The 14,540-nt window shown below is 64.1% G+C and carries 13 protein-coding genes; 9 read left to right on the forward strand and 4 right to left on the reverse strand.

The genetic code is table 11. The features are described 5' to 3' along the window. The first annotated feature begins 1 nt into the window (after position 1). From ACNJYA_RS12965 to ACNJYA_RS12980, 4 genes are all read left to right on the forward strand, one after another. A complete protein-coding gene (locus ACNJYA_RS12965; protein WP_439403038.1) occupies positions 2-1,216 on the forward strand; it encodes a LegC family aminotransferase in 1,215 nt (404 codons plus the stop codon). Beyond that, positions 1,216-2,604 carry a hypothetical protein gene (locus ACNJYA_RS12970; RefSeq protein WP_439403039.1) on the forward strand — a complete coding sequence of 463 codons (1,389 nt, stop codon included), beginning with the start codon at positions 1,216-1,218 and terminating at the stop codon, positions 2,602-2,604. The genes ACNJYA_RS12965 and ACNJYA_RS12970 overlap by 1 nt, the downstream gene beginning before the upstream one ends. A 61-nt stretch (positions 2,605-2,665) precedes the next feature. Continuing rightward, complete coding sequence (locus tag ACNJYA_RS12975) at positions 2,666-3,985, forward strand: lipopolysaccharide biosynthesis protein (protein WP_439403040.1); 1,320 nt, start codon at positions 2,666-2,668, stop codon at positions 3,983-3,985. Between the two features lie 57 nt (positions 3,986-4,042). Further along, a complete protein-coding gene (locus tag ACNJYA_RS12980; protein WP_439403041.1) occupies positions 4,043-5,608 on the forward strand; it encodes a hypothetical protein in 1,566 nt (521 codons plus the stop codon). 1 nt (position 5,609) lies between these two features. Here ACNJYA_RS12980 and ACNJYA_RS12985 read toward each other — a convergent pair whose 3' ends face one another. Next, a complete protein-coding gene (locus ACNJYA_RS12985; RefSeq protein ID WP_439403042.1) occupies positions 5,610-6,569 on the reverse strand; it encodes an NAD-dependent epimerase/dehydratase family protein in 960 nt (319 codons plus the stop codon). Positions 6,570-6,734: 165 nt separating this feature from the next. Here ACNJYA_RS12985 and ACNJYA_RS12990 point away from each other — a divergent pair, with 165 nt between their 5' ends. Beyond that, complete coding sequence (locus ACNJYA_RS12990) at positions 6,735-7,532, forward strand: FkbM family methyltransferase (protein ID WP_439403043.1); 798 nt, start codon at positions 6,735-6,737, stop codon at positions 7,530-7,532. Between the two features lie 21 nt (positions 7,533-7,553). Here the strand turns inward: ACNJYA_RS12990 and ACNJYA_RS12995 are convergent, their stop codons facing one another. The 3 genes from ACNJYA_RS12995 to ACNJYA_RS13005 all read right to left on the reverse strand — a co-directional run bounded on the left by ACNJYA_RS12995 (position 7,554) and on the right by ACNJYA_RS13005 (position 10,733). Continuing rightward, positions 7,554-8,708, reverse strand: a complete 1,155-nt coding sequence (locus ACNJYA_RS12995; protein ID WP_439403044.1) for a hypothetical protein — start codon at positions 8,706-8,708, stop codon at positions 7,554-7,556. Positions 8,709-8,796: 88 nt separating this feature from the next. Continuing rightward, the gene (neuC, locus tag ACNJYA_RS13000; RefSeq protein WP_439403045.1) at positions 8,797-9,990 is read right to left on the reverse strand and encodes a UDP-N-acetylglucosamine 2-epimerase; all 1,194 of its coding nucleotides are present in this window, start codon (positions 9,988-9,990) and stop codon (positions 8,797-8,799) included. Further along, positions 9,987-10,733: an acylneuraminate cytidylyltransferase family protein gene (locus tag ACNJYA_RS13005; protein WP_439403441.1), complete on the reverse strand. Its 747-nt coding sequence runs from the start codon at positions 10,731-10,733 to the stop codon at positions 9,987-9,989. The genes neuC and ACNJYA_RS13005 overlap by 4 nt, the downstream gene beginning before the upstream one ends. A gap of 185 nt (positions 10,734-10,918) precedes the next feature. On the opposite strand from ACNJYA_RS13005, the gene neuB reads away from it, so the two are divergent. From neuB to ACNJYA_RS13025, 4 genes are read left to right on the forward strand one after another with little or no spacing between them, the layout of a single operon-like run. Then, complete coding sequence (neuB, locus tag ACNJYA_RS13010) at positions 10,919-12,001, forward strand: N-acetylneuraminate synthase (protein ID WP_439403046.1); 1,083 nt, start codon at positions 10,919-10,921, stop codon at positions 11,999-12,001. Next, positions 11,998-12,624: a NeuD/PglB/VioB family sugar acetyltransferase gene (locus tag ACNJYA_RS13015; RefSeq protein ID WP_439403047.1), complete on the forward strand. Its 627-nt coding sequence runs from the start codon at positions 11,998-12,000 to the stop codon at positions 12,622-12,624. The genes neuB and ACNJYA_RS13015 overlap by 4 nt, the downstream gene beginning before the upstream one ends. Before the next feature lie 12 nt (positions 12,625-12,636). Further along, positions 12,637-13,677: a nucleotidyltransferase family protein gene (locus ACNJYA_RS13020; protein ID WP_439403048.1), complete on the forward strand. Its 1,041-nt coding sequence runs from the start codon at positions 12,637-12,639 to the stop codon at positions 13,675-13,677. Then, positions 13,674-14,486, forward strand: a complete 813-nt coding sequence (locus ACNJYA_RS13025; RefSeq protein WP_260380020.1) for an SDR family oxidoreductase — start codon at positions 13,674-13,676, stop codon at positions 14,484-14,486. The genes ACNJYA_RS13020 and ACNJYA_RS13025 overlap by 4 nt, the downstream gene beginning before the upstream one ends. The last annotated feature ends 54 nt before the right edge of the window (positions 14,487-14,540 follow it).

Consider the following 14,540-nt stretch of genomic DNA (forward strand, 5'->3'; position numbering starts at 1 on the left):
CATGTCCTCCACGCAAGCGAGCCAGAACCGTCCCACCGTGCTTGACCTCAAGCCGGTGCTCGATGCTGTCGATGCCGCGCTCGGGACGGCGCAGCGTCCGGTCGAGCTGCACGAACCGCGTCTCGGGAATCGTGAGCGCGAGCTGGTGCTCGACTGCATCGAGACCAACTGGGTGTCGTCGGCCGGCAAATACGTCACCCGCTTCGAGAAGATGGTGGCCGAAGCGACCGGCTCGCGTGATGCGGTTGCGGTCGTCAACGGCACTGCCGCGCTGCATGCGGCGCTCGTGCTCGAAGGTGTCGAAGCGAATGACGAGGTGCTTTTGCCCTCGATCACCTTCGTCGCCACCGCCAATGCCGTGAGCCATGCCGGCGCCGTGCCGCATTTCGTCGATTCGACCTGGGATACGCTCGGGCTCGATCCGCGCGCGCTGGAGGCGCATCTCGATCAGGTCGCGGTGCGGCAGAGCGGCGCCTGGGTCAACAAGCACACCGGCCGCCGCCTGCGCGCCGTCGTTCCCGTGCACATTTTTGGACACCCGGTCGACATGGCTGCGCTCGGTGCGGTCGCCGCGCGCTATGATCTGTTGATCGTGGAGGATGCGACCGAGTCGCTTGGCTCAACCCTAAACGGCAAGGGCTGCGGCACGTTCGGGCACTCGGCGGTGCTGAGTTTCAACGGCAACAAGATCGTCACGACAGGCGGCGGCGGCATGATCGTGACCGACGACGAGGCGCACGCCCGCCACGCTCGTCACTTCACCTCAACCGCGAAGAAGGCGCACGCCTGGGCGTTCGAGCATGACGAGATCGCCTATAACTACCGCCTGCCCAACATCAACGCGGCGCTGGGCTGTGCACAGATGGAGCGGCTGGCAGACATGGTCGAGGCGAAGCGCGTGCTCGCCGCGCGCTATCTCGATGCCTTCCGCGATTTCCCCTGGGCGCGCATCTATCGCGAGCCGAAGGGTTCCAAGAGCAATTACTGGCTCAACACGCTAGTGCTCGATCGCGAATATGCCTCCGAGCGCGACCGCCTCCTCGAAGCCCTGCACGGCCACGGCATTCGCGCCCGTCCGCTGTGGACGCCGATGCACCTCTTGCCGATGTACCGCGCCTGCCCGCGCGCTGCACTTCCCGTCGCCGAAGACATGAACACGCGTTGCATCAACCTGCCGAGCAGTCCTTTCCTCGCCGGGCCAACGAACAAGAGCTGATGTCCCGGATCGTCTTCTTCACCATTCACAGTACGACGGCCTGGTGGAAGTACCTGGCCTCGCGCATGGAGTTCGCCGACGCGCTCGTGCTGAGCGATCTCCGTGACGACGGTGATTATTCGCTGGTCGACGACTTTTATCGCTTTGCTGACAAAGGTGATGCGGCGGCCGCCGCGCTCGACCGGTTCGGCGCGGACGGATGCGCTGACATCATCCTGCGCTGTCGCGTGCTCAGGAGCATCGATCGCGATCTCGCGCTCAAGATGATCGGCGGCATGACGCAGGCGATCGAGCAAGCTTTTAACAAACTCGGCCCCGATCTGGTCATGACCTTCACCATCGACCGCTATGTCATGGACGTGATGGAGCGCATCGCACGGCGGCGCGGCATCGACTTTCTGGAGATGACGACGTCTATCATCCCGGATCATGTGATGCTGATGCGCCGCGGCAAGCCCGTCTGGCTGCGCGAGCCCTCCAGGGAAGACATCGATGCGGCGGTCGGCCAGCTCTGCAGGGAAGATTTTGCGCCGACCTATGTCCGCGACGCGAAGCGGTTTTCGCTGGCGAAGTTTTGGCGGATTTTTGGCTACTACACGCTGCGCGGTGCCTTCTTCAACGTCTGGCGCTTCCTCAAGCGCGACCGCTACAACTGCCACTATCTCGACGCGCTAAAGCGGCTGAAGCACAAGGTGCGCATGCGCGACGTGGCCGTGCTCGGCCTGCTCGATCACGGCTGGGACAAGCGGCTCGTCGACGTGCCGCGGGAGCGGCGGGTTCTCCTCGGGCTTCAGCTCTTCCCCGAGGCCTCGATGGACTATTGGCTCGGGCCGCAAGGCATGCTCGCGCATGACGACGTGGTGGTGCGCTATTGCGAGGTGCTCGGCCGCGCCGGCTACCGCATCTTCGTCAAGGATCATCCGCTGCAGTTCGGTTTTCGGCAGCGCGAGCTGTTCGAACGTCTAGCGAAGCTGCCGTCCGTGGTGCTGGTGCCCTATGACGTGCCGGCGAATCTGCTGATCGGGAAGTGCGCGGTGTCGGTGACTTTTACCGGCACCATCGGTTTCCAGGCCGCGCTGGCCGGGCTGTGCTCGGTCGCGACCGAGCCGTACTACGCGACCCAGCAGCACTTCCTGCACGTTCGCGATACCGATGAGCTCGACGGCCTAGCCGCGCGGCTGGCGCGCTGGCAATCCCCCGATAGTCTCGATACGACCCGCCACGCGATCATACGGCACCTGGCGTCGATCAGCGTCGAGGGCGACTATTTCGGCTGGCGGAAGTTCGATCCCGAGAACGAGGCCTTGCGCGCCGCGGTCGAGCCGCTGGTCCGTTCGCTGAACGCGCACCTGCCGAAATTCCTGAAGTCCTGCAGAACCGCGGCCTGACATTACAGTGGGGAGCGCGCCTGCAACCGATGTCGACGGCCGGGGGAGATGGAACAGCGCGATGCGTCTACTTGACCTCGTGACGCGCCCGGCGGTCGCTGGTACAGTCGCGGCGCTGGTCCTGCGTGCGCTGACGCTTGCGAGTCGCTTCCTGCTGTCGCTCCTTCTGGCGCGCATGCTGTCGCCGGCCGAGATGGGACAATACGGCCTGTTGACCGCGGCGCTGGCTTTCGCGCTGCTCGCGGTCGGTCTGGAGTTCTATTCCTATACCTTGCGCGAATTGGTGCCGGCGACGCCCGAGCGGCGCGCGCGCATCATTGCGGACCAGATGGTGCTTGGCACGGCGGCGCTTGTGGCTGTCGGCATCATCGTGGCCGGTGCGATCGCCGCCGATTCCTTTCCGGCGCGTCTTGCGCCGTGGTTCATCCTGATCCTCGTCACCGAGCATGTCTCGTTGGAAGCGACGCGGATCCTGATCATCACCTGGCGGCCGGTGCGCGCCTACATTTGCGTGTTCCTGCGCGGCGGAATCTGGGTGTACGCGATCGCGCTGCTGATGTTCGCGGCGCCGTCGACGCGGACGCTGCAGACCGTGCTGGTCTGGTGGGCGCTCGGCGGCGTGGCATCGATCGTCTTTTCCGCGTTCTCGCTCTCCGAGCTGCCCTGGCGCGAACTGAGGGGATATCGGCCGGATCTCAAGAACATCCGCGAGGGCCTCTGGATCGCTCGTCCGTTCATGCTGACGGCGGCGGGAGCATTGGTCATTTCCTATGTTGACCGCTTCGTCATCGACGCGTTCGTCGGGCGTGACGCGCTCGGCATCTATACGTTCTATTCGACGATCCTGATCGGTCTGTTGTCGCTGGGCAGCTCGGTATCGCATCAGTTCCTGCCAAAAGTCATCGCGGCCTATGGCGCGGGTCCGGATGCCTATCGCGCGGCGCTGCGCTCCTTCTTCTGGTCGATGCTGGCGCTGGTCTGCGCGACGATGATCCTGTCCGCCTTTGCCATGGCGCCGATGCTGGCGTTGCTCGGGCTGTCATCCTATGCGGCGAGCATCGGTGTGTTCTATGCCATGCTGCCGGGCGTGTTCCTGCGCATGTTGGCGGATGTGCCGTCCTACGCTCTCTACGCGGCCCGGTCGGACAAATTTCTCCTGATCTGCAATCTCGGTTCGGCCGCGGTGGCGACAGTGTTGAACGTGGCGCTGGTCCCTGGGCTCGGTATTTACGGGGCGGCCCTCGCCGGCGGGATTGCCAGCGCCACGCTGTTCCTGTCCTTGGTGGGCTTCGCGAGCCACAGGATGCGGGAAAGCCTTAGGGAACCTGGCGGAACTCAGCCCGTTGGCCTTCCCAGCGACCCCGATATGCTCTACCCGTGAAGGCTAGTCGGTATCTCGACGTCAGAGCAATTCTGAATCGTAATCCGAGGGCATTCCTTGAACGGCAACACGCAACAGCGGCTCAATCCGTTGCTCAGCGGCCTCGCGTCCCCCGCGATTCTCATGGTTGTGATCTGGGCTATTACTCTTCTCTTGGTTGCCGGCGGGCCAATCGCTTATCCAGGGCAACCGACTGCCATTGTGCTCTCGGTGGTTGTGATCGCGCTAGCGATCTTTCTGCTCTCTTATCACGTAGGTAAGCTGTCCTTTGATCGCTGGTCCGAGCAATGGGCAAAATCGTCACACCTTTCCGCACGGGTGCTGGATAGGGGGGTCATGGCCGCGTCATTGCTCGGGATCGCCGGAATTGCGCTGGTGGCCTTCGATCGCACGGTGCTGAGTGGGGTGAACAATAGTGCCTATTCCGAGTTGCTGCGTTGCGCGCCTCAGTTGGTTGATTCTGTGATGATTCGGCGGACGCCGCTGCTCTACGGCGGCTACGCGATGTTCTCCTTCGGATTCGTCTCCATCGTGCTGTTTCTGCTGAAAGGCGAAGAAATCAGGGGATGGGCGGCTGCGCTGGCACAACTGTCCATCGTCTCGCCGGTCGGCTATGCGCTGCTCTATTCGGGGCGGATGCCGATCCTGTTCGTCCTCGTCCTGGTCGCGATGGCGATGCTGGTGCGCGTCACGCAGGGGCGAACCCTCGTGCCGCGTGGCCATTATCTCGTGCTCAAGACCGCCATCGCGGTGGGCCTGTTCGCGGTCTATTCCAGCGCGATCTGGACCAGCAGACAGAATTTCTGCATCCAAATGTCGCCTCTGATCGCCGAATTGCAGGAGGGGAAGAACGAACGTCTAACGTCTCGGGCCGACAACCGAGCCCTAGTGGATCAAACCCGCCGGCCGAAGGCGACCCAGATGATCACTGCGGCCGAGCTTAGCAAACGGCTCGCCGAAGCACAGGCGGCGACGTGGCTGCCCCAGAAGTCGAATTCGATAGCCACGGCTCTTGATGCGATGCTGGAGGCCTGGAACGTCCAACCCCGTGGCTATGTCATCTCGGCAATCGACTCCGGTTACCTTTCGCCGCGCAGCGCGATGATCGGCCTCAGCACCTATTTCTATCTGACCCATGGTGTGCGGACGGTTGATCACGTCTGGAACGCCCGCGACAAGTTCACGCCGCAATGGGGCGTGTACGAGGTCGGTGTGCTGTCGCCGTTGTTGCGGATATTTTTCCCGGGTAGCGATCAAGTGGCGGTCATGGAGGTGGAGCAGCGGGAGGCGCTGATCTATGGCTTCTTCCCGAGCGCCTGGGCCGCGGCCTTCATCGATTTCGGCCTCGTCGGCGCCATCGTCTACGTCGCGATCTGGGGCGGCCTGGCTGGCTGGAGCGCGGCCGGAAGCCGGCATTCCGGCCTGATGACGCCGCTGCTGCTGCTCGTGTTCGTGCTTGCCAGCGTCCTTCTCAGCCCGGTTCAGGGACCTCTCGGCATGGCAAATTCGGCCCTGGTGTTGGCGTCGATGCTGGCGACCGGGCTGGTGCTTGATTTAGCTAATCTGCGTGCGCGGGCGCCGCAGGACGCCGGCAAGCTCGGGGTCAACACCCTCGCGACCTGATTCAGCGCGCCGAGAGGTTGCGCAGCCACGCGACTGTCGCCGCGACGCCTTGCTGCATATCGCAGGGGAGCGGGCCGCAGACCGCCGCGGTCGGCGCGAGATCGAATTGATACTGCGTGAGCACGTTGTTGAGGCGGAACGAATTGAAGGGAAATCGTTTCAAGCCGATCGCGTTCACCGCGTCGCCGCAGAGCGCCAGCGTGCGGGCGACGCCGGCCGGCAGATGCGGGATCGGGCGCGCACCGAAGTTGCGCTGAAACGCGTCGCACCACGCGATGAGATCGATCGGCGTGTAGTCGGCGAGATAGAACGTCCGGCGATGGATCTGGTCTGTTGGGACGCTCAGGAGACGCCAATACTGGAAGGCGATGTTCTCGATGTAGCTGTAGGACTTCCAGAGCGGGCCGTGCCCGACGTGGAAGTAATGGCCGCGCTCGATCATGTGCAGGAAGCGCTGGTAGTGCGCGCTCATGCCGGGGCCCCAGACGGTGGTGGGGCGAGCCAGGCACCATTCGCGTCCGGCGCCATCGGCGCTGCGGACGATCTGCTCGGTGCGCACCTTGCTCTGTCCGTACAACGTGTCGGCCTTATAGTCGGTGTCGTTCGCCGGCACATAGCCGACGCGGCAGACGAGCTGCGAAGAGGTCCAGATCGCTCGCCGCACGGACGGCGTGCGCCGCACGGCCTCGACAAGATTTGCAACGCCCTCGATATTGGCGGTGTAACCGGAAAGGTCAGCCTTCTCGTCGAGATCGATGCGTGCGGCGAGATGAACCACCGCGTCCGGCGCGGTGCCGGCCACGGCCTTCGTCAGGCCGTTGGCATCGAGGATGTCGCACACGATGTCGGTGGTCTCGGCCGGAACCTTGTCGAGCCCCACGACGTCGCAATGTTCGGCGCGCAACCGCCGCACCAGTGCCTGGCCGATGAAGCCGGAGCTTCCGGTCACGAGAACTTTCATGCTGATGTCGCTGTCTTTGCCGACGGGGCGGTCGCTTGACCGGCTTGCCGGGCTGATCTACCAAACCGACCAGTCGATTGCAAACTGTGGCAAATGCATTGTTCGTAGAGGCATTTTGCGATCGCGATCCTCCACCTCGGCTTCTGCCCAACCGGCGCTCGCTTCATGAAGACATTCGTCTCTGCCGCGTTTCAGGCCATCAACAACGTCCTGGAACCGATCGGCCTGCGCCTGATGCGTACCAACGCGCCGGTCAGGAATTTCAGTCTGTTCTTCAAGCATCTGAAGTCGCTCGGCTTCGATGTGAAGACGGTGGTGGACGTCGGCATTGCCTTCGGCACATCGCCGATCTATGACGCGTTCCCGCGCGCCAAATATTTCCTGGTCGAGCCGGTGGCGGAATGCCGCCCGCTGCTGGAGCAGCTCAAGCAGCGGCTTGACGCCGAATATTTCCTGGTCGCGGCAGGTGCCGAGAATGGCGAGATCACCTTCAACGTCCATGACGACATCTCGGGCTCCAGCATCTTCGCGCAGGTCGAGGGCAAGGCGCTCGACGGCGAGGCGCGCAAGACGCCGATGCGGCGGCTCGACTCGCTGTTGCCCAAAACGCTCGAGCATCCGGTGTTCCTCAAGGTCGATACGCAGGGTGCCGAGATCGAGGTGCTGAAGGGGCTGGGCACGCGGATTAGCGAAATCGATCTCATGATCCTGGAGACCACCATGATGCCGATGCGGCACGGCATCCCGCAATTCGCCGACATCGTGCGCTTCTGCGACGACGCCGGCTTTGCGGTCTATGACGTGCTGGAAGGGCACATGCGCTCGCTCGATGGCGCACTCGCCCAGATCGATCTTGCCTTCATCCGCAAGGACAGCTCGCTGCGCAGCCAGGCAGCCTATTTCAGCCCCGAGCAGCTTGCCGAATATCTCAAGCGTCCGAGCAAGCTGCGCGGCGCTTGTTGAGCCGGGCAGCAAAGCTTCGCATCAGACTTCCGCGAGCAGGATGAACAGGCAGCGGCGCTCGCCCTTGTTGACCATGCCGCCGCGATGCATGCCGTTGCCGTCGAACAGCACGCAATTGCCATAGTTCGAGGTTGCGGCGAAGTGGCCTTCGCGCAGCCGCGCCACCTCGGGCGAATTGTCGGGCAGGTCACCGCCGAAGTCGGCTTTCTTGCGCAGGAACGCCGGCAGCGCCATGAACTTCTTGCGCGCGTCAGGCCGGCGGCCGGAGAAGCCGGAGAAATCGTTGGTGCGGCGGATCATGCCCTCGAACCAGCCGATCTTCGCATTCTGGCTGCCGCGGATGTAGCAGAACGGGCCGCCGTCCGGACCGATATCATGGATGTAGATCGCGCATTTCAGCATGCCGTAGGTGGCATCGATATGCAGATAGCTGCCCCAGGGGTCGGCAAGCTGCGTGTCCGGGAATACGCGCTTCCAGAATGCGAGATCCTGGTCGTTGATCTGCGCATTGACGTGCTTCACGCCGGCCGGGCGGCCAAGATAGGCGCTCGCCGCTTCCATAATGCCGTAGCGCTTGAAGACGGACTCGACGGTTGCGAACGCCTGCGGATCGGCCGAGCGCGTGCACCAGTAGACGTTGTCGTCGAACTTGCGCTTCTCCGGCGGAATGTTGGCGCGGCGCTCGTCGAGCTTGACGAAGCCCGGATTGGTCACGCCGCGGATCTGCTCGATCTCATCGGGCGTGAGGTTGAGGCAGACGATGCCGTCGGATTTGATCTTGTTGAGCAGCGCCGGGTTCGCTGGCGTCGCGGGGCGGCGCGCGCCGGTCAGCCAGCCGATCGCGCGGTTTGCACGGATGCCCGCGAACATCGAGATGTAGCGCAGCGCTGTTTTTGCATTGAGACCGCTGAAGCCGGCCTCCTTGGTCAGGAGCGGCATGTTGTCATAGTCGACGATGCGGCGGATGGTAACGAAGGCGAAGGTGCGCGCGAACACGTTCAACGCATAGAGCCGTTCGCGAAAGGTCGGCTTCGGCAGCATGCCGCCATAGGCCGGATGCGCGTCATAGTCGATCGCGGGAAGCGTGTTGCCGCGATAGGGCGGAATCGGAAGTTCACCAATCTCGACGGCGCGTGCCACCGGCGTCAAGTCGGAAAGTGAATCGATCGTCGTCATGTCGCGTTCTCCGGAACGAGCGCGGTTCTCTCAAGCTCGCCCCGATCTATACAGCGTGGGGCGGTGCGCAGGCAACAATTGGCCTGATTTATACGGTCGTTCCGGCTGGCTCCCGGTTGGCAGCTAAATCATGGAAATGCTTCGGGAGAGCGCCCTTGAGGTCGATCCTTCGAAGGGTTCCAGCGATGGCCTCGGAGGCACCCCCGCGGCCGTAGGGCGGCATGTGGGCCGGATCGGGTTGGAACCGGCCCTCGAAGATGCTCCGGAGGCTCGCCAGAATGGCCGCCGAATCGGCGGGGCAATCGATGATCGATGCGGCGCGCAGCCGGCCTTTCTGGCGGTCGCCGATATTGATCGAGGGCACGCTGACAGCCGGCGCCTCCAAAATGCCGCTCGAGGAGTTGCCCACCACGGCGTCTGCAAGCTGCAGCGCGGCCCAATAGCGCTCACTGCCGAGCGAGCTGAAGTGATGGGCGCGATGGCCTCGCGCCGCGACGAACGCCTTGATAGCATCGTCGATGGCGCGATAGCCGGGATCGGCGTTGACGCCCGTGAAGATGATGCTGCGGTCATCGACCTCCGCTAGCGCACTGAGCAGGGCCGTGACATTGGCGGCGTCGGCCTCGGGCTGCGCCGTGGTCGGATGCAGCGTTACCAGCAGGAAGCGTTCGGGGCCGCTGATGCCGAGCTTTGTGAACAACTCGGCGCGAGTCAGCTTTGGCGTGCTGTCGGCCAGATCGAGACCGGGCGCGCCGACATTGAAGACGAAATCAGGCTGCTCGCCCATCTGGATCACGCGCTGCCGATAGGGCTCGGCCGCAACGAAGTGCAAGCAGGCCATCTTAGTGATGGCATGACGGATCGCATCGTCGAAGGCGCCCGCGGTGATCTCGCCGCCATGGATATGCGCGATCGGAATATTGAGAAGCGTCGCCGCGACGGCCGCGGCCAGCACCTCGTAGCGGTCCCCGAGCACGACCAGGACGTCGGGCGCAAGCTTTGGCAGCGCCTCGGCAAAGCCCGCCACGCCGATGCCGGTGCCGCGCGCGACCGTCTCGGCGCGATCGTCGTCGAGCGCGAGATCGATCTTCGCCGCGATCGAAAATCCGTCGGCCTCGACGATCTTCCAGGTCTCGCCGAAGCGCGGCACCAGATGCATGCCGCAGGCAATTACGCTCAGTGCCACGTCGTCGGCCGCCTTGAGCCGCGCCAAAATACCCCGCAGCAAACCGTAATCGGCACGCGAGCCGGTAACGACGGCGATGCGGCGGCGTTTGCTCATGCTCGCTGCCGCCAAGGCGAATCATCGAGCATGCCGTGCTCGATGACATAGGAGGCGTAGGCGAGGTCGGCCGCGCTCTCGATCTCGATCGAGTGCATGCGGTCCATCATGATGCCGTAGCTCGCGGACGGATCGGCGTAGATCTTGCGGTGCTTGCGCATCGCGTCCCATCCAACGAGATAGAGCGCGCCGTTCATGGTGACCTCGATCGCCTGGTCTTGGCGCCGCTGCGCGCTTGTCGTCAGCATCTTCTCGACGATGCCGCCGATCGAGCCGTCCGTGCCGAGCGTGCCGACGAAAATCGAGGAGACCTCGGTCTCGCGCATGCCAACCACGAGGCTCGCCTTGCGCACCGCGAACAGCTCGACCGCTTCGTCAAAGTGCTCTGGCGTCGCGAAGGGCGAGGAGGGTTCCAGCAGCATGATGGCGTCGTAGCGCCGCTTCTCATGCGTCTCGACCCAATCCATGGCGTGCAGCACAACGTCATTGGAGGAGGCTGTATCGGTCGCAAGCTCGGCCGGCCGCTCGAACAGAATTTCAGCGCCATACCGCTTCGCCTCGTTCCGGATCTCGGCGCTGTCGCTGGAGACGATCAGGCGCGAGCAGTAGCGGGACTGTTTTGCGGCGATCGCCTTGTAGCCGGTCAGGCTGAGGCCGCCGATCTCGCGCAGATTCTTGCCGGGCAGGCCCTTCGATCCACCGCGGCCGACCAGCAGGAACAATATCTCGGGCGAGTTGGTCATTGGCACCAGACAATCCTGCGTTCAGGCCGATGGCGATTCGGCGCGATTCGTTACCCGGCGGGGGCTATTTTCAGCGCCTTTAGGGAACACTGCAAACCGCCCGCTTGCGTTGCTTTTACCAGCGCGCTCGACTAAGACAACCGCTTGATGGGCGGGGATTTCGCTTCGCCCCGGCTACAAAACGCATGCATCGCGAAACCCTGATCATTGCTGAGGCTGGCGTCAACCACAATGGCGATCGCGCACGCGCGCTGGCGCTGGTGGAGGCGGCCGCAAAGGCTGGGGCCGACGTCGTCAAGTTTCAGTCGTTCCGCGCCGACAAGCTCGCGACCGCCGAGGCGGCGAAGGCGAGCTACCAGCAGGTGACCACTGGCAAGGCGCAGTCGCAGCTCGACATGCTGCGCGCGCTCGAGCTCAGCACGGAGGACGAGGGGCAGATCGCCGCCGCCTGCGCGGCCTCCGGCATCACCTACATGTCGACCCCGTTCGACGCCGACAGCGCCACGCATCTGGTCCGCCGCGTCGGCGTGTCCACGCTGAAGGTCGGCTCAGGTGATCTTACCAACGCGCCGCTGCTCTTGCATCTGGCACGGTTTCGCCTGCCGATCATCCTCTCGACCGGGATGGGGACGCTTACCGAAGTCGAGCAGGCGCTCGGCGTCATCGCTTTCGGATATCTCCGCGACGCAACGGCGCGCCCGTCGCTCGCCGACTTCGCAAGCCTGTTGCTGGACCGCGCGACTTGGACGGAGCTGCGCGCAAAAGTCACGCTGCTGCATTGTACGACCGAATACCCGGCCGATCCGGAGTCGATCAATTTGCGTGCGATGGCGACACTGCGCAATGCCTTTGGTCTGCCCGTCGGCTTCTCCGATCACAGCCGCGGCATTCACATCGCATCCGCCGCGGTGGCGCTTGGTGCCAGCGTGATCGAAAAGCATCTGACGCTCGACCGCAATCTGCCGGGACCGGATCATCGCGCCTCGATCGAGCCGGACGAGATGGCGGCGATGATTGCCTCGATTCGCGACGTCGAGGCCGCGCTCGGCGACGGCCGCAAGGTGCCGGCGCCGGAGGAGATTCCAAACCGCGCGGTGGCGCGCCGCAGCCTGATCGCGCTGCGCCCGGTGCGCGTCGGTGAGCGCTTCACGGAAGACAATCTCGGCGTCAAGCGTCCGGGCAACGGCGTTCCCCCGATCGAATATTGGAGCTATCTCGGCAAAACGGCCTCGCGCGACTATGCGGCCAATGAGGCGCTGGAGCCATGAGCCTGATCGTGCTCTGTGCCGGCGGCCACGCCCGCGTCGTCATCGAGGCGCTGCTGAGCCGTGGCATCCGTCCGGCAGCCGTCGCCGACCCCGACGCCGCGCGCATCGGCCAGGCCATCGGCGGCGTCAAGATCACGGGATCGGACGACGACGTCTTGAAGATGGCGCCAGGTGAGGTCGAGCTTGCCAATGGTCTCGGCAATCGCGCCTCGCGCAGTGATTCGGGATTGTCGGGCCGGCGCGCGCTGTTCGATCGGTTTGCCGAGCGGGGCTACAAGTTTCCGGTCATTTCGCATGCGTCCGCCGTCATTGCCTCCGATGCACAACTCGGCGACGGCGCGCAGCTGATGGCGGGGGCGGTGATCCAGCCGGCGGCGCGGATTGGGCGAAACGTGCTGGTGAATTCGCGCGCGGTGGTCGAGCATGATTGCAACGTCGGCGATCACGCGCATATCGCGCCGGGGGCGGTGTTGTGCGGGGGTGTGTCGATCGGCGAGAGCGTCCATGTCGGCGCCGGTGCCGTCGTGTTGGTCGGCGTCAAAGTGGGCGCCGGAGCCGTCGTTGCCGCGGGCGCGGTGGTTACAAAGGATGTCGCGGCCGGCGGGTTCGCCGGCAACGAATAGGATTGGTTTGTCATGAAGGGCGCGTTCGTCGTCAATGAAGATACCGCTCTAATCGAAACGCTGCGGCGGATCGATCAGGGCAATTTGCAACTCGCCATCGTCGAGCGCGAGGGCAAGATCGTCGGCACCGTCACCGACGGCGACGTGCGGCGCGCGCTGCTCGCCGGCACGAGCCTCGATGCCTCCGTCAGCCTCGTGATGAACCGCACGCCGATCACGGCGCCGGTCGGCATCTCGAATCCGGCCGCGCTCAATCTCATGCGCAAGCATTCGATCCATCAGCTTCCGCTCGTCGACACGGACGGGCGGGTGGTCGAGGTCAAGCTAATCGATGATCTCGCGCTCGCGCAGCAATCTGATCACTGGGTCGTGCTGATGGCCGGCGGCCTCGGCTCGCGGCTGAAGCCGCTGACCGACGACGTCCCGAAACCGCTGATCCGCGTCGGCGACAAGCCGATCCTGGAGACCGTGCTCGGCGGCTTCGTCAAGGCCGGCTTCGGCAAGTTCTTCATCTCGGTCAACTACAAGGCCGACATGATCCGCGACTATTTTGGCGACGGCTCGGCCTGGGGTGTGGAGATCAACTATCTCCAGGAGAACGAGCGGCTCGGCACCGCTGGTGCCCTGTCGCTCTTGCCGGAGCGGCCGACGCAGCCGTTCTTCGTCATGAACGGCGACCTGCTGACGACGGTCAATTTCGAGCAGATGCTGAAGTATCATCGCGAGCATCAGGCCTTCTCCACCGTCTGCGTGCGCGAGCATTCGGTAACCGTGCCGTTCGGCGTGATCGATTTCGACGACCACCGCCTGCTCGGCATCCGCGAGAAGCCGACGCAAAAATTCTTCGTCAATGCCGGCGTCTATCTGCTCGATCCGGCCGTGCTCGATCATCTCGACGCCAACGAAGCCGTTGATATGCCGACGCTGATCGAGCGCACCATCGACAAGGGCAGGCCGTCGGTCGTCTTCCCATTGCGGGAATACTGGATCGACGTTGGCCGGCTGGACGATCTTCAACGTGCCTCCGACGAATTCCAGAGGATCTTTGGATGAGCAGCGAACGTTCGCTCCGCGAGATGATGTCGCTCGACGGCCGGGTCGCCGTCATCACGGGCGGCGCCGGCTATATCGGCCGCGCTATTGCTGCCGGCCTTGCCGAGCTCGGTGCCGGCATCGCGCTGGTCGATATCGCGGCATCTGCGGGCACTGAAGCGGCAGCGAAGCTGACCGCTAGTCACTCCGTCAAGGCCGCCATGTTCGACTGCGATTTTGAGCAGGGCGATGCGGTGAAGGATCTGCCGCGGCGGGTCCGCGAGGCCTTTGGCGGCATCGACATCATCGTCAATTGCGCCGCCTTCGTCGGCACCAGCGGGCTCGAGGGCTGGGCCGTGCCGTTCGAGCAGCAGTCGGATGCGACCTGGCGGCGGGCGATCGAGGTCAACCTCACGGCGCCCTTCGTCCTGATCCAGGCCGCCGCCGAGGACCTGGCCAAATCGGGCCATGGCAGTGTGATCAATATTTCCTCCATCTACGGCCTCGCCGGGCCTGACTGGCGGCTCTACGTGGGAACCCCGCTCGGGAACCCCGCCGCCTATGCCGCCAGCAAGGGCGGCCTGATCCAAATGACGCGGTGGCTGGCCACCACCATGGCACCAAAGGTGCGCGTCAATGCGGTGGCGCCGGGGGGCGTCTTCAGGGCGACGCCGGAGCCGTTTTTGAGCCGCTATGTGGCCCGAACGCCGCTTGCACGCATGGCAAGCGAGGACGATATGAAGGGCGCTGTGGCCTATCTGGCGAGTGACTTATCCGCATACGTGACCGGACAGTGCATTGCGGTCGACGGGGGGTGGACGGCGTGGTAAGCCGACAGCAGGTCATGCAATCGCGAGAATCTCCGAAATGTTGAGCTGTAGCAA

It is taken from the genome of Bradyrhizobium sp. BLXBL-01 (assembly GCF_051853025.1).
GTDB lineage: Bacteria > Pseudomonadota > Alphaproteobacteria > Rhizobiales > Xanthobacteraceae > Bradyrhizobium.